Source organism: Streptomyces sp. Je 1-369 (genome assembly GCF_026810505.1).
In the GTDB taxonomy this organism is placed as follows: Bacteria; Actinomycetota; Actinomycetes; order Streptomycetales; family Streptomycetaceae; genus Streptomyces.
Genome location: NZ_CP101750.1, coordinates 2,431,654 through 2,455,495 on the forward strand (window position 1 = coordinate 2,431,654; position 23,842 = coordinate 2,455,495).

The following is a 23,842-nucleotide window of genomic DNA, read 5'->3' on the forward strand; positions in this document are numbered from 1 at the left end:
GGGGGCCAGGGACGTGGGGGAACTTTCATGAGCGGACGCGCGCGGCTCGCGGTCTGCGCCACGGCGGCCACGCTGATGGCGTCGGGCTCGCTGCTGCCGCTCGTCGATCCGGCGACGTGGTTCTTGCAGGCGATCGTCCTGCTCGTGCTGCAGAGCGGGGTGGGCGCGCTGGCCCGGCGGGTGCCGCTGGCCAGGCCCCTGACCGTGGCGGTGCAGGCCCTGGTGTCGCTGTTCCTGCTGACGCTGGTGTTCGCCCGCGAACAGGCGCTGGCCGGGATCGTGCCGGGGCCGGACGTGTTCCGCAGGTTCGGGACGCTTCTGGAAGCGGGCGGCAACGACGTCAGCCAGTACATGATCCCGGCGCCGCTCAGCGACGGCATCCGGCTGATGCTGGTCGGCGGCGTGCTGGTGATCGGCCTCGCGGTGGACGCGCTCGCGGTGACCTTCCGTACGGCGGCCCCCGCCGGACTCCCGCTGCTCGCCCTGTACTCGGTCGCGGCGGGGCTCTCCGACGGCGGCGCGGGATGGCTGTGGTTCCTGCTGGCGGCCGCCGGATATCTGCTGCTGCTCCTGGCCGAGGGCCGGGACCGGCTCTCGCAGTGGGGCCGTGTCTTCGGCGGCGCGGCGCGCGCGCCGGGGCGGGTCAGCGCGGGCCTGGAAAGCGACGGCGGGGCACTCGCCCCGGTCCGCACGGGGCGCCGCATCGGGGCCGTCGCCCTGGGCATCGCCCTGGTGGTGCCGCTCGCGCTGCCCGCCCTGGACGGCGGTCTGCTTGACGGCTCCGGCGGTGCGGGCGGTGACGGATCGGGCGGCGGCGGAACGATCTCGGCGGTCAATCCGCTGGTGGCGCTCCAGGACAGCCTGAACCAGCCGGAGGACCGCGAGGTCCTGTCGTACCGCACGAACGCCGACACGACCGACGGGATGTATCTGCGGATCGTCTCCCTCGACCAGTTCGACGGCACGACGTGGAAGACCACCGTCCGGCGCATCCAGGACGTGCCGTCGCCGCTGCCGACCCCCCAGGGGCTGCGCCCCGACGTCCGCAGGACCGAGATCCAGACGAACATCGGGGCCGCCGACAGCTACGCGCAGAACTGGCTCCCGATGCCGTTCCCCGCCAGCCAGGTGGAGATCGACGGCCGCTGGCGGTACGAGCCGGTGGGCCGCGCCCTCGTGGGCGACCGGGGCCAGACCACGCGGGGTGCGCAGTACAAGGTGAAGAGCCTGGTCGTGGAGCCCACGGCCGAGCAGCTCGCGGCCGCGCCCGAGCCGCCCGACGATCTGCGGCGCGAGTTCACGAAGGTGCCGGACTCGCTGCCCCAGCTGGTCGCGGACCGGGCCCGTCAGGTCACCAAGGGCGCCGGGAACCCGTACGAGCAGGCGGTCAAGCTCCAGGACTACTTCGCGTCGGACGGCGGGTTCACGTACAACACGCAGGTGCGCGCGGGCAGCGGTCCCTCGGCGATCGAGCGGTTCCTGAAGCAGAAGGAGGGCTTCTGCGTCCACTTCTCCTTCGCGATGGCCTCCATGGCACGGACGCTGGGGATACCGGCCCGGGTCGCGGTGGGTTTCACTCCGGGCACGGCCGAGGGGGACGGTTCGATGTCGGTCGGGCTGCGGGACGCGCACGCCTGGCCCGAGCTGTACTTCGAGGGCGTGGGCTGGACCCGTTTCGAGCCGACGCCGAGCCGCGGCACGGTGCCGGACTACACCCGCGCGGACGTCCCGTCCGGCGACACGGACGACCCGGACACCCCGGAGCCTTCCACCTCCTCCGAGCCCTCCACGGCGCCTTCCGCCGCGGACACCTGCCCGCCCGACCAGAAGAAGCAGGGCGGCTGCGCGAGCATCGCCCCGGCGATCGCGGGTGGTTCGGGCGATGACGGGCCGCCCGTCGCGATGATCGTGGGCATCGGTCTGGCGGCGCTGCTCGCCCTCACCCTGCCTCTGCTGCCCCTGCTGTGGCGGACCAGGGTCCGGGCCGCGCGCCTGGGTTCCGGCGGCCGCACCCCGCGGGACGCGGCGGCGCGCACGCTGGCCGCCTGGCTGGAAGTGACCGATACGGCCTGGGACCACGGCATTGCGCCGGACGAGTCACAGACCCCGCGGAAGGCCGCCGCGCGGATCGTCCGCGTGGGGCAGCTGGCCAGTGGTCCCGCGGAGGCCGTCCATCGGGTGGCGGCCGCGGTGGAGCAGGTGCTCTACGCTCCGCATCCGCAGCCCGCGGCGGGCCTCGCCGAGGACGTCCGGCGCGTCCAGGACGGCCTGAACGCTTCGGTGGGCCGGACGACGCGACTGCGGGTGACGCTCGCGCCGCGTTCGGCCGCGCGGGTGGTGTGGGCGGCCTCGGACCGGTGGGCGGCGTTCGGGGAGCGGTGGCGCGAGCGGACCGCCAAGCGGTGGTCGGCGCTCGCACGGAAGCTGCCGCGCCGGGCCGGCCAGGAGAACTGAGGCGCGGGTCCGTACATGTGTGAGGGGCGGCCACCCAGTGGGTGGCCGCCCCTCACACGTACCTACGTCTGTTCGGTCAGGCGTGAGCCGCTGGGCTCACTGACCGCCCTGCTGTTCGTCGCGGCGACGCTGCCACCGCTGCTCGATCCGGTTCATGACGGAGCGGCGCTGCCTCGCCGGCCGTGGGGCCGCTGCCCCACCTGGCGCGGCGGCCGTGCCCGAAGCCTGCTCGCCCGGTTTCGGCGCTTTGCGCCAGCCGGTGACGGCGAGCACCGCGCAGCCCAGCATGACGAGGAACCCCACCACGCTGATCCAGATCTGCTGGGCGACCATTCCGGACATGAGAAGGGCGATGCCCACAAGGAAGCCCACGACCGCTTGGTAGACCCGCTTCCGGGTGTACGTGCGCAGCCCGCTTCCCTCAAGCGCTGTCGCGAACTTGGGATCTTCGGCGTACAGCGCTCGCTCCATTTGCTCGAGCATGCGCTGCTCGTGCTCCGAGAGCGGCACGGAGTCCTCCTCATCGTGCAGTCGCCGGGGCGACCGGGGGTCCCCTTCAGGATAGGCAGGGAATCGCCCCCGTGAAACCCGCCCCTCTACGCCAACTTCGCCAAACCGGACCTTCACTCCGCTCCGGCTCGCTGAAGCGTGCATTCCCCAGCGGCCGAACCGTCATGCAGAACGGTGTCCCTCGATCATACGGCGCCCGTAGCCCGTTCGGGGGGCCTGTGGCGTACTCCATGTGCGGCTGCGCCCCTGATCAGCCGGTGAGCCACGGGAGCAGCTCAGGTCGCGGACGTCTCCCGTGCCTCGCCGAGCACGTGCAGCTGGGTGGCCACGGCATGGAAAGCGGGCAGCTCGGCCGCGGCGGCCTCCAGCTGGAGGAGGGCCTCCATGGCGCCAGGCTCGGTGTCCACGAGGACGCCGGGGACCAGGTCGGCGAAGACGCGGACGCCGTGCACCGCGTCGACGCGCACGCCCGCGGACTCGACGAGCGCGGTGAGCTGCTCGGCGGTGAAGCGGCGCGGCACGGGGTCGCCTGCGCCCCAGCGGCCCGCCGGGTCGGCGAGTGCGGTCTGCGCCTCCTTGAAGTGCCCGGCGAGGGCGCGGGCGAGCACGGCGCCGCCGAGGCCCGCCCCGAGCAGGCTGAGGATGCCGGCGGGGCGCAGCGCGTCGACGGCGAGGCGGACGCCCTCGGCGGGGTCGTCCACGTACTCCAGGACGCCGTGGCACAGGACCGCGTCGAAGCCGCCCCGCTCGACGACGTCGAAGAGGCCGAGGATGTCGCCCTGGACGCCGCGGACCCGGTCGGCGACGCCTGCTTCGGCGGCGCGGCGCTCCAGTGCGAACAGCGCGTTCGGGCTGGGGTCGACGACCGTGACGCGGTGGCCGAGCCGGGCGACGGGCACGGCGAAGTTGCCGCTGCCGCCGCCGGTGTCGAGCACGTCGAGTTCGGTGCGCGACTCCCTACCGGTGGCCTTGACCCGGCGGTCCAGGGCGTCCTTCAGGACGTCCCAGACCACTGCTGTACGAAGAGAAGCGCGGGGGCGCATCGGGTCCGACACGGCAGGTGACTCCTCGGCGCGTGGGGTGCGGATATGGCTCCACCCTATTGCCTGCGCCGTGGTGCCAGGGCCACGTGTCCCACCGTGCGGACGCGCCGGTCAGCCCGCGTCCGGCGGCTCCCGGCCCGCGTCCTGGGACTCCTGCCGGGGCTGGGGCAGCACGGGCTGGAGCACGAGCATCCGCTCGACGATGCGCAGGAACATCGCGACGTCGCGGAGCAGGTCGTCGGCGTCGCGGGTGGTGGCTGCGGCCGCTATGCCCGCCTCGGCGCGGGCCCGGCGGGCGGCACCGGAGGCGAACAGGGCGCTCCACTCGGTCAGTTCGGGGGCTATTTCGGGGAGGACTTCCCAGGCGCTGCGGATGCGCTGCCTGCGGCGCGCGGTCGTCTCGGGGCGGCCGCGGGCGGCCAGGACGGCGGCGGCGGTGCGCAGGGCGGCGAGGTGTGCGGTGGCGTAGCGCTCGTGCGGGGCTTCCAGGCGGGCGGCCTCGTCGATGCCGGCGCGGGCCTGGGCCAGCAGTTCGAGGGCGGCGGGCGGGGCGGTCGCGCGGCGCAGGACGGGGTGGACATCGCTCGCCGGGCCGGTCAGTGAGGGAGCAGGGCCGACGGCGCGGTGCCGGTGGGCGGCTGCGGAAGTGCTGGCCATGACGAACCTCCTGTCGTCGTGTGACGGCGCAGTGGCCGTATGTGCCCATCGTGGAGTACGCCACTGACAATCGGCTCTGACCTGGGCCTTTGCCTCGGCCGGGGGTTCGGGCTTACTTTTGTACTGACCAGTCAGTTCAAAAGCCGGTGCGGGTGCGCCCGGCGCGATGAAGGGGCAGGGGGGGACTGTGGACGGTCCGACCGATGGCGCGCGGGGAGCCGCCGTCACCGCCGAGGACTTCGGGCTCAAGGGTCCGCGCGGCTGGGCGTTCCGCGGCATCGGGATCCGTGCGGAGCCCGGGTCGCTGATCGCTCTGGAGGGCCCTTCGGGGTCGGGCCGCACTTGTCTTCTGCTCGCGCTGACGGGACGTATGCGTGCCACTGAGGGCCATGCGTCCGTGGGGCGCTTCCGCCTGCCGAAGCAGCTGGCCGCGGTGCGCGGGATCAGCGGGCTCGGGCCCGTGCCCGGTGTCACCGACCTCGACCCTGCCCTGACCGTCGGCGAGCACCTGCGCGAACGCGCGCTGCTGCAGCGGCGGTTCGGGGGTTCGCTGCGTGGACTCCTGCGGCCGCGCGGCGAACGGAGGAACGAGGCGCGGCTGCGCGTCGACGCGGCACTGGCCGCCGCCGGGCTCGACCCGGAGACGCTGCCCAAGGGGCGGCGGACCGCGGTGCGCGATCTGGAGCGGCTCGAAGTGCTGCGGCTCTCGGTGGCGCTGGCCCTGATCGGCCGCCCGCGCGTGCTGGGCGTCGACGACACCGACCTGAAGCTCTCCGACGCCGAACGGGCCGAGGCCTGGGGAATGCTGGCGTCCCTCACGGACCACGGCATGACCGTCGTGGCGGTGTGCAGCGAGGCCCCCGAGGGCGCGGTCGTGGTCCGCACCGGCTCCCGCCCCGACGAACGTTCCGAAGCCCGTGCCGACGCACGTCCCGACGACCGATCCGACGACCGCTCCGACGACAAGGAGGCGGCGGATGCGCTCGCCGAAGCTCGCCGCGCTTGAGCTCAGGCGCTTCGGCAGGGGGAAGCTGCCGCGCGCCGCGCTCGTCGCACTCCTGCTGCTGCCCCTGCTGTACGGAGCCCTGTACCTGTGGTCCTTCTGGGACCCCTACGGCCGCCTCGACCGCATCCCCGTGGCACTCGTCAACGACGACAAGGGCGCCACCGCGCAGGGCAAGAAGCTCGCGGCGGGCGACAACATCGTCGAGGGGCTGCGCGACAGCAAGACCTTCGAGTGGCACGAGGTGAGCGACGCCGAGGCGCGCAGGGGCGTCGAGGACGGCACGTACTACCTGTCCCTGACGATGCCCACGGACTTCAGCAAGCGCATCGCGTCGAGTTCGGGGGACTCCCCCGAGACGGGTGCCTTGCGGGTCCGTACGAACGACGCCAACAACTACATCGTCGGGCAGATCTCGCGGACGGTCTTCTCCGAGGTGCGCTCCGCCGCGTCCACGAAGGCCTCGCGCTCGTTCCTCGACAAGATCTTCATCTCGTTCTCCGACATCCACGGGGCCACGCAGAAGGCCGCCGACGGCGCCGACAAGCTGGACAGCGGCATCGGCAAGGCGAAGAAGGGCTCCAAGGACCTCGCGAACGGCCTCGGGGACGCCAAGGACGGCAGCGGCAAGCTGTCCAGTGGCGTCGAGAAGCTCGACAAGGGTGCGGGCAGGCTCCAGACCGGCTCGAAGAAGGTCGCGGACGGTACGCAGAAGCTGGCCGACAAGGTCAACGGCACGGCGGACCAGGTGCGGCCCTTCCTGAAGGACAACGGCAAGACGATCGGGGACACGGCGCAGCTGGTCGCCGACTCCTCCAAGGCGATGCGCCGCAACCTGTCCACCTGGGTCGAGCTGGCGCCCGTGGCGGCCGAGGGCGCCAAGGACGGCTCCCGGGTCATCGGCGACTTCTACCGCGAGCGGTGCGAGAAGGCCCCCGTCCCCGATCCCCACTGCGCGCGGTTCAAGAAGGCCAGGACGGCCGCCGAGGACGTGTCGACCATCGCGGACGACATGAACACCGTCATCAAGGACCAGAACAGCGACGTCAAGAAGCTCGACAAGCACCTGGCCGCGCTGGAGAAGAAGTCCCAGGCGCTCGCCGACCGCGCCCCGCACCTCGACGAGGACCTGAACACCGCCGTCACCCAGATCAACGACCTCAACAAGGGCGCGGGCGAGGTCGCCAAGGGCGCCAAGAAGATCCACACCGGCCTCGGCACCGCGAGCACCGGCGCCAACGACCTCGACGAGGGCATCGGCAAGCTGGAGACCGGCGCGAGCGACCTCAAGGGCGGCATGTTCAAGCTCGCCGACGGGTCGTCGAAGCTGTCCGGCGGACTGCACGACGGCGTCAAGAAGATCCCGGACTACGACAAGAAGGACCGTGACGAACGTACGGGCGTCATGTCCGACCCCGTGCAGCTCGCCTCCCAGTCGCTGCACAAGGCACCCAACTACGGGACCGGATTCGCCCCGTACTTCATCCCGCTCTCCCTGTGGGTCGGCGCGATGGTGGCGTACATGTTGATCCAGCCGCTCAACCGGCGCGCGCTCGCCGCGGGCGCCTCCGCGTGGCGCATCGCGCTCGCGGGCTGGCTCCCGGTGGCCGCCCTCGGGGTGCTCCAGACGGCGGCGCTGCTCTCCGTACTGCACTGGGGCATCGGTCTGCAGATGGAGCGGGCGGCCGGGACGGTGGGCTTCCTGTTCCTGGTGACGGCGTGCTTCGCGGCGATCGTGCAGTGGCTCAACGCCCGCTTCGGAGCGGCCGGACGCATCCTCGTCCTCGCCCTGCTGATGCTGCAGCTGACGTCGGCGGGCGGCACGTACCCCGTTCAGACGAGCCCCGGCTTCTTCAGCGCGATCCACCCCTTCCTGCCGATGAGTTACGTCGTCGAGGCTCTCCGGAGACTCATCACGGGCGGCGGCCTCGGTCCCGTCTGGCAGGGCTGCGCGGTGCTGACCGCCTTCACCCTGGGCGCCCTCGCCCTCACCGCGCTCTCCGCACGCCGCAAGCAGGTGTGGACCCTCGACCGGCTGCACCCGGAGCTGACGCTGTGAGCGGCGCCCACTCCGTGCGCACGACGGGGCCGGGCGGCCCGGCGCGACCTGTGAGAATCAGGACCATGGACAGCAGTGCAGGCAGCACCCGCCGCGAGGCCACCCGGCAGAAGCTCTACGAGGCCGCGGTCACCCTCATCGCGGAACAGGGCTTCTCGGCCACGACGGTCGACGAGATCGCCGAGCGGGCCGGAGTCGCGAAGGGCACCGTCTACTACAACTTCGCGAGCAAATCGGTCCTCTTCGAAGAGCTGCTGCGGCACGGTGTCGGCCTGCTGACCGCCTCCCTGAAGGAGGCCTCCGAGGAGGCGGCGAGGAGCGGCGGCAGCACGGTCGACGCCCTCGACGCGATGATCCGGGCCGGCCTGGTCTTCATCAACCGCTATCCGGCCTTCACACAGCTCTACGTGGCCGAGCTGTGGCGGACCAACCGCGCGTGGCAGTCCACCCTGCTCGTGGTCAGGCAGCAGGCCGTCGCGGTGGTCGAGGACGTACTGCGGGCGGGCGTGGAGAGCGGTGAGCTCAGCGACGAGATCGACATCCCGCTGACGGCCGCGGCGCTCGTCGGCATGGTGCTGGTCGCCGCGCTGGACTGGCAGGCCTTCCAGCCGGAGCGCTCGCTCGACGACGTGCACGCGGCACTGTCGCGGCTGCTGCAGGGCCGGGTCAGCGGCACGCGCGCGTAGACCTGCTTCTTCGATCTCTTTCGATCTCTCCAGGACGGCCAAGGGCGCGGCGCGGTTCCGCCGCCCCGTGTCGGCGGTACCGGCGCCGCGCCCTTCTCCGTGCCCCACACTCTTCCGTCTCCGCAGGTGGGAGCCCATCCGTGCGGGTACTCATCTCACTCACTGAGTACGGATACTCAGTCGTCCGTGTTCATCCCCAGGCCGATACGTTCACAAATGGTTACGATCACGTCCGTGTCCGTACTCCCCCTGGTGTTCACCAGCGGCTGGGCGAGCGGGATCAACGCGTACGCCGTGGTCCTGCTGCTCGGCGTCTTCGGAGCGACCGGTGTGAGCGACGAGGTTCCCGAGGCGCTCCAGCGGCCCGATGTCCTGATCGCGGCCGGCGTGCTCTTCCTGTGTGAGGCCGTCGCCGACAAGATCCCGTACGTCGACTCGGTCTGGGACACGGTGCACACCGTGATCCGGCCGGTGTCGGGCGCCGTGGTGGGGGCGCTGCTCGCGGGCCAGAGCGGGTCGCTGTCGGATCTGGCGGCGGGCGCGGTGGGCGGGTCGACCGCGCTGGCCAGCCATGCGGTGAAGGCCGGGACGCGGATGGCGGTCAACACCTCGCCCGAACCGTTCAGCAACGTCGTGATGAGCACGGCCGAGGACCTCGGGGTCGGCGGCCTCATCAGCTTCGCGATGTTCTATCCGGAGGCCGCGGCGATCATCGCCGCGGTGCTGCTGGTGATCGGCCTGTTCCTGCTGTTCTTCCTCGTCTCGCGGATCCGCCGGTTCTGGCGGCGCAGGGCGCAGCGGCGCGAGGAGAAGCGGCTCGCGGAGCGGGTGGGGGCGCCGCCGCCGTGACTGTCAGTGGCTGCCGATAAAGTCCCTGGCATGGCACGGATTGTGGTGATCGGCGCAGGTCTCGGCGCGATGTCGGCGGCCGCCCGGCTGGCCGTCGCGGGCCACCGGGTGGTGGTGTACGAACGCGGGGAGACGTTCGGCGGCGCGGTGGGCCGCGTCGAGCGGGACGGCTTCTCGTTCGACACGGGCCCGGGGCTGCTGCACCTCCCCGCGGTGTACCGCGACTTGTTCGTCAAGACGGGCAAGGAGCCCCTGGAGAAGTGCGTCGAGCTGTCCCAGGTGGAGCCCGCCGTGCGCCACGTCTTCGCGGACGGCACCACGGCCGACCTGCCGAACGCCTCACGCGCGGGCGTCGGCGAGGCCCTGGACACGGCTCTCGGCGCGGGCGCGGGCGCGCGCTGGTCGGCGTTCATGGACCGCGCGAGGGAGGCCTGGGACCGCACCCGCCGCCCCCTCCTCGAAGAGCCCCTGTGGCCGAACTGGGAGGTGCTCGCCGACCGCGAGCCCTACCCCTCGGTGCCTCACAAGCGGCTGCTGCGCCGTGAGCGCAGGGCGGCCACGCTCAGCGAGGTCGGCGAGCTGGAGCTGGGCGGTGACGCGCGGCTGGTGGCGCTCCTGGAGCAGTTCGCGCTGGCGCAGGGCCTGGATCCCCGTGCGACTCCGGCGAGCGCCGCGGTCCTGCCCTATCTGGAGCAGACGTTCGGCACCTGGTCGGCGCGGGGCGGCATGCGCGCCCTGGCCCGCGCGGTGTACGAGCGGTGTGTGGCCCGGCGGGTCGAGTTCGTGTTCGGCGCCGCGGTGACGCGGATCGTCGAGAAGGACGGCAGGGCGGCGGGCGTGGAGCTCGCGGACGGCACCACCGCGGACGCGGACTTCGTGGTCGCCGGGGTCGCCCCCTCGGTCCTGGACGGGATGCTGTCCGGTGTGAACATACGGGCGGAGGGTGACGTTCCGGCGCGTTCCGGTCTGCCGAGCCGTCTGACGATCTTCCTGGCCCTGTCCGGCGCGCGCCCCGAGGGCACGCCGCTGCGCACGGTGCTGCATTCGGCCGACCGTCAGGACGAGCTGGACCGCCTCTTCGGAGAGCGGCCCGGACTGCCCGCCTCCCCCACGCTCGCGGTGCTCCGCCCCGACGACCCGGAGCTGACACCGGACGCAGCACACGAGGCGGTGACGCTCACGGCGACGGTGCCCGCCCACCTGGAGGTGACGGCCGAGGACGTGGCGCGGGTGATCACCCGCGCCGAGGACGTGGTCCCGGAGCTGCGGAGCCGTCTGCTGTGGCACGAGGTCCGCACCCCGGCGGACGTCGCGGAGGCCACCGGCGCGCACGGCGGCGCCGTTCCCGCGCCGGCGCTCGCCGCGGCCGCCGGGGGGCTCCTGCAGCCGTCCAACAGCACGCGTCTGCCGGGTCTCTTCGCGGTCGGCGGCTGGGCCCATCCGGGCGGCGGTCTGCCCCACGCGGGCATGTCGGGCACGCTGGTGGCGGGGCTGATCGTCGAGGGGCCGGAGTTCCGCGGCTCCCAGTGAGTGTCCGGGCCCCGCCGGACTCGGCGGGGCTCAGACCGGATCGGCAGGGCTCGGATCCGCTCGGCAGGGCTCAGTAGCGGTACTGCTGCTCGTTGTAGCCCGAGCCGTCGTGGTGGTCGCCCGGGTGTCCGCCCTGGTAGGGGTAGGGCTGCTCCGGCGGCAGTTCGCCGCTGTACTGGTCGTCGGTGCTGCGCTGCTGCGGCACCCAGACGCCGCCGGGCGGCGTGTCGGTGTACGTGCTGTCGCTGTACGTCCCGCCGAGCCCGCCGCTGTACGTGTCGCCTCCGTAGGGGGCGTACTGCTGCTGGTCGCCGTAGGTGTCGTAGCTCTGCCGGGCGCCGTAGGTCTGCGTGCCGATGTACGGGTCGGAGTAGGCGGCGTACTGCTGGCCGCCCGTCTCGTCGTAGCTGTAGTTCTGCTGGTCGTAGCCGCCGAAGGCCGCCGCGTCGTAGCCGTAGCCCTCGCTCTGGTGGGCGTTGCCCGCCGCGGGCGGGGCGTGGGCCGCGTCGTTGTACACGCCGTACTGACCGGTGTCGTCGGGCATCGGCTCCGGCGCGTACACCCCGCCCCCGGGAACGTCGGGGACGTCAGGGATGTCGGGGCCGTGCGCGGGGGGCGGCGGGACCTGCTCGTACTCCAGGTCGGAGACCTGCAGCGTCGGCTCCTTGGCGGCGGCCCGCGCCGGTGCCCTGCGGCGCTTGCTCAGGCCCGGCCGTCCGCCGAGCGCCCAGCCGGTGGAGAAGCCCTTGCGGAACGACAGCGTCACGTACGTCTGGCCCGTGGCGAAGGCGATGGCACCCAGCCCGATGATCCACACCGACGGAATCAGCACGCCGACGACGACACCGAGGAAGCCGACGAAGGCCAGCAGGCGCCAGCGCAGCCTGGCCTTGTACTGCAACAGCACCTCGCCGAGCAGCCACAGCGCGACGAATGCGAACGCGATGTAGAGGACCGTCCAGCCCATGTACGCCCCTCTCCCCTGCGGCCGCCCGCTGGTACGGGTACGGGTACGACCGCTTCAGGCCTGGTGGTGCAGGCCCAGATTCTCGTAGATTTCCAGCGTCGCCGTGGAGTTGTTGAGCGTGATGAAGTGCAGCCCCGGCACACCTTCGGCCAGCAGCCGCGCGCAGAACTCCGTCGCGAACTCGATGCCAATGGAGCGTACAGCGGCGGGATCGTCCTTGACCGCGAGGATCCTCTCTTTCAGCTCGGCCGGGAACACGGCGTTGCTGAGCTGAGGCAGCCGGTCGAGCTGGCGGACGTTGGTGACCGGCATCATCTCGGGGATGATCGGCGTGGCGCAGCCCGCCGCCTCGACGCGGTCGCGCAGCCGCAGGTACTCCTCGGGGTCGAAGAACATCTGCGTGATCGCGTAGTCCGCGCCTGCCCGGCACTTGTCGATGAAGTGCCGGGTGTCGGTCTCCCAGTCGGGCGAGCGCGGGTGCATCGCCGGGAAGGCGGCGACGCCCACGCAGAAGTCGCCGGACTCCTTGATGAGTTCGACCAGTTCGGCGGCGTAGGTGAGGCCCTCGGGGTGGGCGATCCAGTCGCCGAGCGGGTCGCCGGGCGGGTCGCCGCGGACCGCGAGCATGTTCCTGATGCCCGCGTCCGCGTACTGCCCGATGATGTTGCGCAGCTCGGCCACGGAGTGGTCGACCGCCGTCAGGTGCGCGACCGGCGTCAGCGTCGTGTCGGCGACGATCTGCTGGGTCTCCTTGACCGTGCCGGTGCGGGTGGAACCACCCGCACCGTAGGTCACGGAGACGAAGTCCGGGGCGACCGCCTCGACCCTGCGCAGCGCGTTCCAGAGGTTCCGCTCCCCCTTCGGGGTTTTCGGCGCGGAGAACTCGAACGAGAACGTCGTCTTACCGGTCGCGAGCATGTCGCGAACCGTGCGCGCACGGTCAGTCCTGGTCGAAGCTGTGCCTAGGGCCATATGGGCAGGTTAGCCAGGCCCGGGCGGTCCCCCAACCGGGGCCGGAAGTTTTGGCCGGTTTGCCGGTTTCTTGTCCACGGATCGGACACTCCCGGGCCACGCCTCACCCGGCGTCGCGCAGCCGCTTCGCGAACTCCGCGGCCGCCGCTCCGGGGTCGTCGGCCTCGGTGATCGCCCGTACGACGACGACGCGCCGCGCGCCCGCGTCGAGGACCTCGTCGAGGTTGTCCGCGTCGATGCCGCCGATGGCGAACCAGGGGCGGTCCGTGCCGAGCGAGGCCGTGTACCTGACCAGGTCGAGGCCCGGGGCATGGCGGCCCGGCTTGGTGGGCGTGGGCCAGCAGGGTCCCGTGCAGAAGTAGTCCACGCCCTCCTGGACGGCGGCCGCGGCGGCCTCCGACTCGGCGTGCGTGGAGCGGCCGATCAGCACGTCGGCGCTGCCGCCGAGGATGGCGCGGGCCGCGGGGACGGGCAGGTCGCCCTGGCCGAGGTGCAGCACGTCGGCGCCGATGGCGTGGGCGACGTCCGCGCGGTCGTTCACGGCGAAGAGCTTGCCGTGCCTGCAGGCGGCGTCCGCGAAGACTCGGAGGTGCTCCAGCTCCTCGCCGGCCTCCATGCCCTTGTCGCGCAGCTGCACGATGTCGACGCCGCCCGCGAGGACGGCGTCGAGGAACTCGGGGAGGTCCCCCTGGCGCCTGCGGGCATCCGTGCACAGGTAGAGCCGGGCGTCGGCGAGCCGGTCGCGGCGGTCTGCGGCCATGGAGAGGTCCCCCCGTTGTCGGTGGTGTGCGGGCCGCGTGGGATCAGCGGCCCGCACACCGGACGATGTGTTCAGGTCAGACGGCGAGCGCCTGGGCGCGGCGCTTCACCTCCGTGCCGCGATTCTCGCTCAGCGCCTGCGCGGGGGTGCCGGGCAGGCTCGGGTCGGGGGTGAAGAGCCATTCGAGCATCTCTTCGTCGGAGAAACCGTCGTCCCGCAGGAGCGTCAGGGTGCCGCTGAGGCCCTTGACGACCTTGTCGCCGTCGATGAAGGCGGCCGGCACCTGGAGCGCCCGGTTCTCCCCGCGGCGCACGGCGATCACCTGGCCCTCCTTGACCAGCTGGCGCACACGGGTCACCTCGATGTCGAGCATCTCCGCGATGTCGGGGAGGTGCAGCCACTCGGGGACGAGAGCATCGGTCTTTGCGTCAATCTCGGTCACGGGTCAAGCGTATCTCCGGCCACTGACACGCACCGGGTGGCACCGCCCCACCGGCGAGCGGCCCGCTACAGCACCGCCTTCTTCAGCGGAATCGACGGGTCCGCCGTCAGTGCCGGGTCGAGGCGCGCACCCGACTCGATCAGCCGACGGCCCTGCGCCAGGTCCCTGGGGCGGCCCACGGCGAGAACCGCGACCAGGGCGCCGTCCCGCAGCCAGCACACCGACCAGGCCATGCCGTCCGGGTCCCCGCGCCACACCAGCTCGTCGGCCCCGGCGTGATGTCCCGCGTACTGCACGAAGCGGCCGAACTGCTCCGACCAGAAGTACGGCACGGGGTCGTACGCGGCCGGCGTCTCACCGATGATGTTCGCCGCCACCGTGCGCGGCCCCTGGAGTGCGTTGTCCCAGTGGTGCACGAGGAGCCGCTCGCCGTACCGGCCGGAGGGGAACGAGGCGCAGTCCCCGACCGCGTACACGTCCGGCGCCGACGTGCGCAGGCCCTCGTCGGTGACGACCTCGCGGTGCGTGCCGAGCTCGATGCCGGAGCCGGTGAGCCAGCCCGTCGCGGGCCGTGCCCCGATGCCGACGACGACGGCGGTCGCGGGCAGCGTGGTCCCGTCGGACAGGACGACGGCGCCGGGTTCGACGCGCTCCACGCGCGCGTGGGTGCGCAGGACCGCTCCGGAGTCCGCGTACCAGCCCGCCATGGGGGCCGCGACCTCCTCGGGGAGCGCCCCCGCGAGCGGCCTGCCCGCGGCCTCGACGACGGTGACGGAGCAGCCCGCCTCGCGCGCGGCGGTCGCGAACTCCGCGCCGATCCAGCCCGCCCCGACGACCACCACGTCGTGCTGCCCCGCGAGGACCGGGCGCAGCCGCGCGGCGTCGTCCAGGGTGCGCAGCAGGTGCACGCCGGGGATGTTCTCGGTGCCGGGCAGGCGGATCGGTTCGGCGCCGGTCGCGAGGACCAGGACGTCGTACGTGAGGGCCCCGTCGGCGGTGTCCAGCTCGTGGTCGGCGGGGCGCACGCCGGTGACCTCGCGGCCCAGGTCCAGCTCGATGCCGAGCGCCGGGAAGTCGATGTCGAAGGTGGAGCCCTCCGCCTTGCCGAGCAGCACCGCCTTGGACAGCGGTGGCCTGTCGTACGGCGGGTGCGGCTCGGCGCCGACGAGGGTGACCCGGCCCGTGAAGCCCTGCTCGCGCAGGGCCACCGCGGTCTGCACGCCGGCCATCCCGGCGCCGACGACCACGACGTGCCGCTCCGCCTGTCGCCGCTTCCCGCTCTGCTGCTGCTCGCTCTGCCTCTGCTGCTCGCTCACCCGATCACTCTAGGGCGGTTGTCGAGGGCGCCCTCAGGTGTGGTCGGGGAGATCTCTGACACAACGTCACCGCCCATACCCGGACAGCTCCCCTACTGCCGCACGAAGCGACGGGCTAGGGTGGCCCGTGCAGAGCACTCGCGGGAGCCCGGACGCACCGGGCTGAGAGGGAGGCTGGGACGGCCTCCGACCGTACGAACCTGATCCGGGTCATGCCGGCGAAGGGAGGGGCTGGACGCCCATGCATCCACGTACGACATCACCATCCGCCACCTCTGACGTCCTGATCGTCGGAGGCGGCATCATCGGCCTGGTCACGGCCTGGCGGACCGCGCAGCGGGGGCTCTCCGTGGCGGTCGTGGACCCCGAGCCGGGCGGCGGCGCCGCCCAGGTCGCGGCGGGCATGCTGGCCGCCGTCACCGAACTCCACTACGGCGAGCAGACGTTGCTCGGCCTCAACATCGCCTCCGCGCGGCGCTATCCGGCGTTCGCCGACGAGCTGACCGAGGCGAGCGGCCACGACCTCGGCTACCGCGCGTGCGGCACGCTCGCCGTCGCGCTGGACTCCGACGACCGTGCCCACCTGCGCGAACTGCACGCCCTGCAGCAGCGTTCGGGCCTGGAGTCCGAGTGGCTGAACGGCCGCGAGTGCCGTCGCCTCGAACCGATGCTGGCGCCGGGTGTGCGCGGCGGCCTTCGGGTCGACGGCGATCACCAGATCGACCCGCGGCGGCTCGCGGGCGCGCTCGTGGTGGCCTGCGAGCGGGCCGGTGTGGTCTTCCACCGCGCCTGGGCCGAGCGTCTGTCGGTCGTACGCGACCGTGCGCACGGCGTCGTCCTCGCGGACGGCACCGAGCTGGGCGCGGGTCTGACGGTCCTCGCGGCGGGCAGCCTCAGCGGGCGCCTCGCGGGCGTCCCCGACGACGTCCTGCCGCCCGTGCGCCCCGTCAAGGGCCAGGTCCTGCGTCTTACGGTGCCCGGGCCCTACGCCCCGTTCCTGAGCCGCACCGTGCGGGCCGTGGTGCGCGGCAGCCACGTCTACCTCGTGCCGCGCGAGAACGGCGAGCTCGTCGTCGGCGCGACCAGCGAGGAGCTCGGCTGGGACACCACGGTCACCGCGGGCGGCGTGTACGAACTGCTGCGGGACGCGCACGAGCTCGTGCCCGGCATCACCGAGCTGCCGCTGACCGAGACCCGCGCGGGTCTGCGCCCCGGCTCCCCCGACAACGCGCCGATGCTCGGCCCGACACGGCTCGACGGGCTCCACCTGGCCACCGGGCACTTCCGCAACGGCGTCCTCCTGACGCCCGTCACGGGCGACGTCATGGCGCACGCCCTGACCACGGGCGCGCTCCCGGAAGAGGCGCTCCCGTTCACCCCGCGCCGCTTCGACGGCGCGTCCCCCGAGATCTCCGCCCCGGCCCGCACGCAGCACGACACGGAGCAGCCCGCATGAGCACACCCTTCGCCGTCTCCGTCAACGGGGAGGAACGCGAGGTGGCCTCGGGCACCACGCTCGAAGCCCTCGTGGCCACCCTCTCCTCGGCGCACTCCGGTGTCGCCGCCGCCCTCAACGAAACCGTCGTCCCGCGCGCGCAGTGGCCCACCACGGCCCTCTCCGCGGGTGACCGCGTCGAAGTACTCACCGCCGTACAGGGAGGCTGAACACCATGGCAGACGACCCCTTCGTCATCGGCGGGCTCACCCTCTCCTCGCGCCTGATCATGGGCACGGGCGGGGCGCCCAGCCTCGACATCCTGGAGCGGTCCCTCGTCGCGTCCGGCACGGAGCTGACCACGGTCGCGATGCGCAGGCTCGACCCGGGCGTCCAGGGTTCCGTGCTCTCCGTGCTCGACCGGCTCGGCATCCGCGTGCTGCCCAACACCGCGGGCTGCTTCACGGCGGGCGAGGCCGTCCTCACCGCCCGGCTCGCACGGGAGGCGCTCGGCACGGATCTGGTGAAGCTGGAGGTGATCGCCGACGAGCGGACCCTGCTGCCCGACCCCGTCGAGCTCCTGGACGCCGCGGAGACGCTGGTGGACGACGGCTTCACGGTCCTGCCGTACACCAACGACGACCCGGTGCTCGCGCGGAAGCTGGAGGACGTGGGCTGCGCGGCGGTCATGCCGCTCGGGTCGCCCATCGGTTCCGGTCTCGGCATCCGCAATCCGCACAACTTCCAGCTGATCGTGGAGCACGCGCGCGTGCCGGTGATCCTCGACGCGGGCGCGGGCACGGCGTCCGACGCGGCGATCGCGATGGAGCTGGGGTGCGCGGGCGTGATGCTCGCCTCGGCGGTGACGCGGGCGCAGGAGCCGGTCCTGATGGCCGAGGCCATGCGGTACGGCGTGGAGGCCGGGCGCCTCGCGCACCGGGCGGGCCGCATTCCGCGTCGGCACTTCGCGGAGGCGTCCTCGCCCGCGGAGGGCATGGCACGCCTCGACCCGGAGCGGCCCGCGTTCTGAGCAGTCCCCCCAGGGGCTCCGCCTGTTACAGCTCGGCTGCAGTCCAGCCGTGAGGGCGCCCGCCCGGGACGAGGTGTCGGCGGCGGCTCGTAGACTCCCCTGCGTGGACACGACCCTTCAGGACCCGCTCGTCGGGCAGCTGCTCGACAGCCGTTACCGCATCGACGGGCGCATCGCGGTCGGCGGGATGGCCACGGTCTACCGGGCCGTGGACACCCGCCTCGACCGCGAGCTCGCGCTCAAGGTGATGCACCCGACGCTGGCGGCGGACGCCTCCTTCGTCGACCGCTTCATCCGCGAGGCCAAGTCGGTGGCCCGCCTCTCCCATCCGAACGTGGTCGGCGTTTTCGACCAGGGCACGGACGGGTCGTACGTCTATCTGGCGATGGAGTACATCGCGGGCTGCACCCTGCGCGACGTGCTGCGCGAGCGCGGGGCCCTGCAGCCGCGGGCGGCGCTCGACATCCTGGAGCCGGTCCTCGCCGCGCTCGGCGCCGCGCACCGCGCGGGCTTCGTGCACCGCGACATGAAGCCGGAGAACGTCCTCATAGGGGACGACGGCCGTGTGAAGGTCGCCGACTTCGGGCTGGTCCGCGCGGTGGACACCGTCACGAACACGACGGGCACGGTCCTCGGCACCGTCTCCTACCTCGCCCCCGAGCAGATCGAGCACGGCACGGCGGACACCCGCGTGGACGTGTACGCGTGCGGGGTCGTGCTCTACGAAATGCTGACCGGCGCCAAGCCGCACTCCGGGGACTCCCCCGCCCAGGTCCTCTACCAGCACCTCAACGAGGACGTGCCGCCCCCGTCGGCGGCCGTCCCCGGGCTCGCGTTCGCGCTCGACGAGCTGGTCGCCTCGGCCACGGCGCGCCATCCCGACGTCCGTCCGTACGACGCGGTGGCGCTGCTCGCCCAGGCCAGGGAGGCGCGTGCCGCCCTGACCGAGGAGCAGCTCGACGCGGTGCCCCCGCAGGCGCACCCGGCGGACCACGACGGCTCCGAGGACCGTACGAGCGTGATCCCGCGCGCGGCACGCTCCGTCCAGCTCCCGCTGCCCGCCGAGGGTGAGCGGAGCGGCGAGGACGCGTTGAACCGCACCAGCGTCCTGGCGACCCCGCCGCCGGGACCACCCGCTCCGCCCGCCCCCGCCCGGAGCTCCCGCAGGCGGTTCGACCCACGCCGCCGCACGCTCGTGGTCATAGCCGGCGTCCTGCTCGTCCTCGGCATCGGCACCGGCGTCTGGTACATCAACTCGGGCCAGTTCACGGAGGTCCCGCCGCTCCTCGCGAAGACCGAGGCGCAGGCGAAGCAGCGGCTCGACGACGCCGGGCTCGACGTGAAGGACATCAAGCGCACCTACAGCGACACGGACAAGCGCGGCACGGTCATGAAGACCGACCCCGCGTCCGGCGACCGCATCCGGCAGAACGACGGGGTGACGCTGACCATCTCCCTGGGCCCGGAGACCGTGAAGGTCCCTGACCTCGAGAACATCCCGCTGGCCAAGGCGGAGAAGGAGCTCAAGAACTCCGGACTCGCACCGGGCATGGTCACCAAGAAGTTCGACGAGTCCATCGACAAGGGCTCCGTGATCAGCACGGACCCGCGGTCCGGCTTCACCCGCAAGGCGGGCTCGGCCGTCGCCCTGGTCGTCAGCAAGGGCCGCCCGGTCGAGGTCCCCGACGTGACCGGCGAGTCCGAGGACGACGCGAGGGCCGATCTGGAGGACGCCGGGCTCAAGGTCGGGATCGCCCCGTCGCGGGTCAACTCCGACGAGGACAAGGGCGACGTCGCCAAGCAGTCGCCCGAAGCGGACGAGACGATCGCCGAGGGCGACACGGTCGAGCTGACGATCTCCAAGGGTCCGCCGATGGTCGAGGTCCCCGACGTCACCGGGATGAGCGTCGACGAGGCCAAGGAGGAGCTGGAGGGTGCGGGCTTCGAGGTGGACGAGGACCGCGGGCTGCTGGGGATCTTCGGGGACACGGTGAAGAAGCAGTCGGTGGACGGCGGCGACACGGCGCCCAAGAACTCGACGATCACCATCACGATCCGCTGAACCCGCGCGTCGAGTCCCGCACGCCGAGCCCCGCGCCCGGGCCCCCGGACGGGGCACCCCCGGGCGCGTGCCACCCTTGATGGCGTGAGCAGCAACATCTCCCCCAGCACCACGTCCCGCAACCCCGTGGGCGGTCACGTCCCGGTGGCCGGCGGACTCGCCTCCGTCGGCCTCTCGTACGCCAGGGACCTCGGCGCCGAGGCCGTCCAGGTCTTCGTCGCCAACCCGCGCGGCTGGGCCACCCCGCCCGGCAACCCGAAGCAGGACGAGGAGTTCCGCGCGGCCTGCGCCGCCGAGAGGATCCCCGCGTACGTCCACGCGCCGTACCTGATCAACTTCGGCTCGCACACCGAGGCGACCGTCGACAAGTCCGTGGACTCCCTGCGCCACTCGCTGCGCAGGGCGCGTGAGATCGGCGCGCTCGGCGTCGTCGTGCACACCGGGTCCGCGACCGGCGGCCGGGAGCGCGCCGTCGCCCTGGAACAGGTGCGCGAGCGCATGCTGCCGCTCCTCGACGAGCTGACGCATGACGACGACCCGTTCCTGCTCCTGGAGTCGACGGCGGGCCAGGGCGCCTCGCTCTGCTCCCGCACGTGGGACTTCGGCCCGTACTTCGAGGCGCTCGACTCGCACCCCAAGCTCGGCATCTGCCTGGACACCTGCCACATCTTCGCGGCGGGCCACGACCTGACGGGCCCGAGCGGCATGAAGCAGACCCTCGACCTCCTCGTCGACACCGTCGGCGAGGGCCGCCTGAAGCTCGTGCACGCCAACGACTCCAAGGACGTCGTCGGCGCCCACAAGGACCGTCACGAGAACATCGGAACCGGCCACATCGGCGAGGAGCCCTTCCGGGAACTGATGCTCCACCCCGCCACCGAGGGCGTCCCCCTGGTCATCGAGACACCCGGCGGCAAGGAGGGCCACGCGGCGGACGTGGCGCGCCTGAAGGAGCTGCGGAGCGTCTAGCCGCTCCAGCGGGAACTGCTCAGAGCTCGGGGCCGTCCCCGGGCTCTTCCTGGTACGAGTAGCGCTGTTCCAGCCAGGGGTCGCCCAGGTTGTGGTAGCCGCGCTCCTCCCAGAAGCCGCGGCGGTCCGCCGTCATGTACTCGACGCCGCGGACCCACTTGGGGCCCTTCCAGGCGTACAGGTGCGGCACCACGAGGCGGAGCGGGAAACCGTGTTCCGCGGTGAGCAGTTCGCCGCCTTTGTGCGTGGCGAGGATCGAGCGGTCGGAGGCGAAGTCCGCCATCCGCATGTTGGAGCTGAAGCCGTACTCGGCCCAGACCATGACGTGGGTGGCGTTGGCCGCGGGCGGCACGATCTCCAGGAGCTTGCGGGCCGGGAGCCCGCCCCACTCCGCGCCCAGCATGCTGAACTTCGTCACGCAGTGCAGATCGGCGACAACGCTGTCGTAGGGCAGCGCGGAGAACTCCTCGTGCGACCAGCAGTGCTTCTCGCCGTCCGCCGTGGCCCCGAAGACCCTGAACTCCCAGCGCTCGGGCCGGAACTTCGGCACCGGTCCGTAGTGCGTGACCGGCCAGCCCCGCTGCAGCCGCTGACCCGGCGGAAGCTCCGGCTCCGCTGCCTGTCGAGATGCGCGTTCCGCCGGCTGACCCATGGCTCCATCCTGACAGACCCGGGGCGGTGGACGTGACCAGCCGGAGCCCGGGTGGCACCGATCGGGGCAACTCCTACTAAGCGTGCACTTACTGGACGCCCTCCGAACACCGGTGCAAGGATGCGCGCTACCTGCCCAGTCACTCGTGCGGAAGGAGCCTCTGCGATGCAGGGCGACCCCGAGGTCATTGAATTTCTCAACGAGCAGCTGACCGCCGAACTCACGGCGATCAATCAGTACTTTCTCCACGCCAAGATGCAGGAAAACTTCGGCTGGACGAAGCTCGCGAAGTACACCCGTGCCGAGTCGTTCGACGAGATGAAGCATGCGGAGGTGCTGACCGACCGGATCCTGTTCCTCGACGGTCTGCCCAACTACCAGCGGCTCTTCCACGTACGCGTGGGCCAGACGGTCACCGAGATGTTCCAGGCCGACCGGCAGGTCGAGGTGGAGGCGATCGACCGCCTGAGGCGCGGGATCGAGGTGATGCGCGCCAAGGGCGACATCACGTCCGCAAATATCTTCGAGTCGATCCTCGCGGACGAGGAGCACCACATCGACTATCTCGACACACAGCTCGAGCTCGTCGAGAAGCTGGGTGAGGCGCTGTACATCGCGCAGCTCATCGAGCAGCCGGAGGGCTGAACCGAGCAGCCGACGGGCTAGGCCGCCTCGGGAAGTTCCGCCTCGGGAGCCAGCGCCACAGCCGGTTCCCCCTGGTCCACGAGGTCACGGCGGGGGCAAGCGCCCCGGCCGAGCAGCGCCTGGATGCGGCGTACGCACGAACCACAGTCCGTGCCCGCCTTGCAGGCCGACGCTATCTGGCGGGGGGTGCAGGCACCGTCCGCCGCGTGCTTCTTCACCTGCGCCTCGGTGACCCCGAAGCAGTTGCAGACGTACACGCGGTTTCACCTCCCGGGCAGGACTCATCGGTAGCGCCGTCCCGATTGATCGGTGAGGCTAACCTAACCTTACCCGCGACGTCCTGCACACAAAAGCCCCGGATACGCCGGTGGGGCGCGGATCACATGGATCCGCGCCCCACGCGCGCGTACGGACGGGAGAACTACTGGTCGCGGTACATCTCCGCCACCAGGAACGCCAGGTCGAGGGACTGACTGCGGTTGAGCCGCGGGTCGCAGGCCGTCTCGTAGCGCTGGTGCAGGTCGTCGACGAAGATCTCGTCGCCGCCGCCCACGCACTCGGTGACGTCGTCACCGGTGAGCTCGACGTGGATGCCGCCCGGGTGGGTGCCGAGGGCCTTGTGGACCTCGAAGAAGCCCTTGACCTCGTCGAGCACGTCGTCGAAGCGGCGGGTCTTGTGGCCCGATGCCGCCTCGTAGGTGTTGCCGTGCATCGGGTCGGTGATCCAGGCGACGGTCGCGCCGGACGCGGTGACCTTCTCGACGAGCTCGGGCAGCTTGTCGCGGACCTTGTCGGCGCCCATGCGGACGATGAAGGTCAGCCGGCCGGGCTCGCGGTCGGGGTCGAGGCGCTCGATGTACTGCAGCGCCTCCTCGGCCGTCGTGGTCGGGCCGAGCTTGACGCCGATGGGGTTGCGCACCTGGGCGGCGAACTCGATGTGCGCGTGGTCCAGTTGGCGGGTGCGCTCACCGATCCAGACCATGTGGCCCGAAGTGTCGTAGAGACGGCCGGTGCGGGAGTCGGTGCGGGTCAGCGCCGATTCGTAGTCGAGGAGCAGCGCCTCGTGCGAGGCGTAGAACTCGACGGTCTTGAACTCCTCCGGGTCCGTGCCGCAGGCCTTCATGAAGTTCAGCGCGTTGTCGATCTCGCGGGCCAGCTGCTCGTACCGCTGGCCGGAGGGGGACGACTTCACGAAGTCCTGGTTCCAGGCATGCACCTGGTGCAGGTCGGCGTAACCGCCGGTGGTGAAGGCGCGCACCAGGTTGAGCGTCGAGGCGGACGCGTTGTACATCCGCTTCAGGCGCTCGGGGTCCGGGATCCGGGCCTCTTCGGTGAAGTCGAATCCGTTGACGGAGTCGCCCCGGTAGGTCGGGAGCGTCACGCCGTCACGGGTCTCGGTCGGCTTGGAGCGCGGCTTCGAGTACTGCCCCGCGATGCGGCCGACCTTCACGACGGGCACGGACGCCGCGTACGTGAGGACGGCGCCCATCTGGAGCAGCGTCTTCAGCTTGTTCCGGATGTGATCGGCGGACACGGCGTCGAAGGCCTCGGCGCAGTCGCCGCCCTGGAGGAGGAACGCCTCTCCCTTGGCGACAGAGGCCAGTCGGGCGCGCAGCTGGTCGCACTCGCCCGCGAAGACGAGCGGCGGATACGACTCGAGGTCCGCGATCACATCGCGCAGAGCCTCGGCATCGGGGTACTCGGGCTGCTGCGCCGCGGGCAGGTTTCGCCAGGTGTTGCCACCGACAGCGGTGGTCTTAGCGTTCACGGTCACCTCGTCAACACTACGGGGTGATGCGCG

At 71.9% G+C, this 23,842-nt stretch carries 23 protein-coding genes and 1 riboswitch; of the genes, 12 read left to right on the forward strand and 11 right to left on the reverse strand.

Translation table 11 applies throughout. The features are described from left to right. Positions 1 to 27: 27 nt before the first annotated feature. Positions 28 to 2,454, forward strand: a complete 2,427-nt coding sequence (locus tag NOO62_RS11125) for a DUF3488 and DUF4129 domain-containing transglutaminase family protein (protein WP_268770719.1) — start codon at positions 28 to 30, stop codon at positions 2,452 to 2,454. A 96-nt stretch (positions 2,455 to 2,550) separates the two neighbouring features. Here NOO62_RS11125 and NOO62_RS11130 read toward each other — a convergent pair whose 3' ends face one another. The 3 genes from NOO62_RS11130 to NOO62_RS11140 form a co-directional block, all read right to left on the reverse strand. After that, positions 2,551 to 2,964 carry a DUF3040 domain-containing protein gene (locus tag NOO62_RS11130; protein WP_268770720.1) on the reverse strand — a complete coding sequence of 138 codons (414 nt, stop codon included), beginning with the start codon at positions 2,962 to 2,964 and terminating at the stop codon, positions 2,551 to 2,553. A 275-nt stretch (positions 2,965 to 3,239) separates the two neighbouring features. After that, complete coding sequence (locus NOO62_RS11135) at positions 3,240 to 4,019, reverse strand: class I SAM-dependent methyltransferase (RefSeq protein WP_268770721.1); 780 nt, start codon at positions 4,017 to 4,019, stop codon at positions 3,240 to 3,242. Between the two features lie 99 nt (positions 4,020 to 4,118). Then, the gene (locus NOO62_RS11140) at positions 4,119 to 4,664 is read right to left on the reverse strand and encodes an SAV_6107 family HEPN domain-containing protein (protein WP_268770722.1); all 546 of its coding nucleotides are present in this window, start codon (positions 4,662 to 4,664) and stop codon (positions 4,119 to 4,121) included. Between the two features lie 166 nt (positions 4,665 to 4,830). Here NOO62_RS11140 and NOO62_RS11145 point away from each other — a divergent pair, with 166 nt between their 5' ends. From NOO62_RS11145 to NOO62_RS11165, 5 genes are all read left to right on the forward strand, one after another. Then, a complete protein-coding gene (locus NOO62_RS11145) occupies positions 4,831 to 5,670 on the forward strand; it encodes an ATP-binding cassette domain-containing protein (RefSeq protein WP_414930799.1) in 840 nt (279 codons plus the stop codon). After that, positions 5,642 to 7,726 (forward strand): YhgE/Pip domain-containing protein, encoded by a 2,085-nt coding sequence (locus tag NOO62_RS11150; RefSeq protein ID WP_268770724.1) that lies wholly within the window; start codon positions 5,642 to 5,644, stop codon positions 7,724 to 7,726. Before NOO62_RS11145 ends, NOO62_RS11150 begins: the two co-directional genes overlap by 29 nt. 65 nt (positions 7,727 to 7,791) lie before the next feature. Continuing rightward, the gene (locus NOO62_RS11155; RefSeq protein WP_268770725.1) at positions 7,792 to 8,412 is read left to right on the forward strand and encodes a TetR/AcrR family transcriptional regulator; all 621 of its coding nucleotides are present in this window, start codon (positions 7,792 to 7,794) and stop codon (positions 8,410 to 8,412) included. 234 nt (positions 8,413 to 8,646) lie between these two features. Beyond that, entirely contained in the window at positions 8,647 to 9,261 is a 615-nt protein-coding gene (locus NOO62_RS11160) for a DUF4126 domain-containing protein (protein ID WP_268770726.1), read from the forward strand. A 30-nt stretch (positions 9,262 to 9,291) separates the two neighbouring features. Continuing rightward, complete coding sequence (locus NOO62_RS11165; protein ID WP_268770727.1) at positions 9,292 to 10,791, forward strand: phytoene desaturase family protein; 1,500 nt, start codon at positions 9,292 to 9,294, stop codon at positions 10,789 to 10,791. A 70-nt stretch (positions 10,792 to 10,861) separates the two neighbouring features. On the opposite strand, the gene NOO62_RS11170 is transcribed toward NOO62_RS11165, so the two are convergent. The 5 genes from NOO62_RS11170 to NOO62_RS11190 all read right to left on the reverse strand — a co-directional run bounded on the left by NOO62_RS11170 (position 10,862) and on the right by NOO62_RS11190 (position 15,248). Next, a complete protein-coding gene (locus tag NOO62_RS11170; RefSeq protein WP_268770728.1) occupies positions 10,862 to 11,758 on the reverse strand; it encodes a hypothetical protein in 897 nt (298 codons plus the stop codon). Positions 11,759 to 11,812: 54 nt separating this feature from the next. Continuing rightward, positions 11,813 to 12,730 (reverse strand): methylenetetrahydrofolate reductase [NAD(P)H], encoded by a 918-nt coding sequence (gene metF, locus NOO62_RS11175; protein ID WP_268770729.1) that lies wholly within the window; start codon positions 12,728 to 12,730, stop codon positions 11,813 to 11,815. 103 nt (positions 12,731 to 12,833) lie between these two features. Further along, on the reverse strand, positions 12,834 to 13,490 hold the full coding sequence (gene thiE, locus NOO62_RS11180; RefSeq protein ID WP_268770730.1) for a thiamine phosphate synthase: 657 nt from the start codon (positions 13,488 to 13,490) through the stop codon (positions 12,834 to 12,836). Positions 13,491 to 13,566: 76 nt separating this feature from the next. After that, positions 13,567 to 13,932 (reverse strand): Rv2175c family DNA-binding protein, encoded by a 366-nt coding sequence (locus NOO62_RS11185; RefSeq protein WP_268770731.1) that lies wholly within the window; start codon positions 13,930 to 13,932, stop codon positions 13,567 to 13,569. Positions 13,933 to 13,997: 65 nt separating this feature from the next. Further along, positions 13,998 to 15,248, reverse strand: a complete 1,251-nt coding sequence (locus NOO62_RS11190; protein WP_268770732.1) for an NAD(P)/FAD-dependent oxidoreductase — start codon at positions 15,246 to 15,248, stop codon at positions 13,998 to 14,000. Between the two features lie 130 nt (positions 15,249 to 15,378). Beyond that, a riboswitch (TPP riboswitch) is annotated at positions 15,379 to 15,492 on the forward strand. On the opposite strand from NOO62_RS11190, the gene thiO reads away from it, so the two are divergent. The 5 genes from thiO (at position 15,490) to NOO62_RS11215 (ending at position 20,744) form a co-directional block, all read left to right on the forward strand. Further along, positions 15,490 to 16,704, forward strand: coding sequence for a glycine oxidase ThiO (thiO, locus tag NOO62_RS11195; protein ID WP_268770733.1), 1,215 nt, complete (start codon positions 15,490 to 15,492; stop codon positions 16,702 to 16,704). It overlaps the preceding riboswitch by 3 nt. After that, entirely contained in the window at positions 16,701 to 16,913 is a 213-nt protein-coding gene (gene thiS / locus NOO62_RS11200) for a sulfur carrier protein ThiS (protein ID WP_268770734.1), read from the forward strand. The genes thiO and thiS overlap by 4 nt, the downstream gene beginning before the upstream one ends. A gap of 5 nt (positions 16,914 to 16,918) precedes the next feature. Continuing rightward, complete coding sequence (locus NOO62_RS11205; RefSeq protein WP_268770735.1) at positions 16,919 to 17,713, forward strand: thiazole synthase; 795 nt, start codon at positions 16,919 to 16,921, stop codon at positions 17,711 to 17,713. 103 nt (positions 17,714 to 17,816) lie between these two features. Further along, the gene (gene pknB, locus NOO62_RS11210; RefSeq protein WP_268770736.1) at positions 17,817 to 19,775 is read left to right on the forward strand and encodes a Stk1 family PASTA domain-containing Ser/Thr kinase; all 1,959 of its coding nucleotides are present in this window, start codon (positions 17,817 to 17,819) and stop codon (positions 19,773 to 19,775) included. Between the two features lie 84 nt (positions 19,776 to 19,859). After that, the gene (locus NOO62_RS11215) at positions 19,860 to 20,744 is read left to right on the forward strand and encodes a deoxyribonuclease IV (RefSeq protein WP_268770737.1); all 885 of its coding nucleotides are present in this window, start codon (positions 19,860 to 19,862) and stop codon (positions 20,742 to 20,744) included. A gap of 19 nt (positions 20,745 to 20,763) precedes the next feature. On the opposite strand, the gene NOO62_RS11220 is transcribed toward NOO62_RS11215, so the two are convergent. Next, the gene (locus tag NOO62_RS11220; protein ID WP_268770738.1) at positions 20,764 to 21,396 is read right to left on the reverse strand and encodes a sulfite oxidase-like oxidoreductase; all 633 of its coding nucleotides are present in this window, start codon (positions 21,394 to 21,396) and stop codon (positions 20,764 to 20,766) included. 165 nt (positions 21,397 to 21,561) lie between these two features. Between NOO62_RS11220 and bfr the strand changes: the two genes are divergently transcribed. Further along, a complete protein-coding gene (bfr, locus tag NOO62_RS11225) occupies positions 21,562 to 22,041 on the forward strand; it encodes a bacterioferritin (RefSeq protein WP_268770739.1) in 480 nt (159 codons plus the stop codon). Between the two features lie 17 nt (positions 22,042 to 22,058). On the opposite strand, the gene NOO62_RS11230 is transcribed toward bfr, so the two are convergent. Continuing rightward, positions 22,059 to 22,298 (reverse strand): bacterioferritin-associated ferredoxin, encoded by a 240-nt coding sequence (locus tag NOO62_RS11230; protein WP_150166871.1) that lies wholly within the window; start codon positions 22,296 to 22,298, stop codon positions 22,059 to 22,061. 164 nt (positions 22,299 to 22,462) lie between these two features. Beyond that, positions 22,463 to 23,815: a class II 3-deoxy-7-phosphoheptulonate synthase gene (locus NOO62_RS11235; protein WP_268770740.1), complete on the reverse strand. Its 1,353-nt coding sequence runs from the start codon at positions 23,813 to 23,815 to the stop codon at positions 22,463 to 22,465. Positions 23,816 to 23,842: the final 27 nt, after the last annotated feature.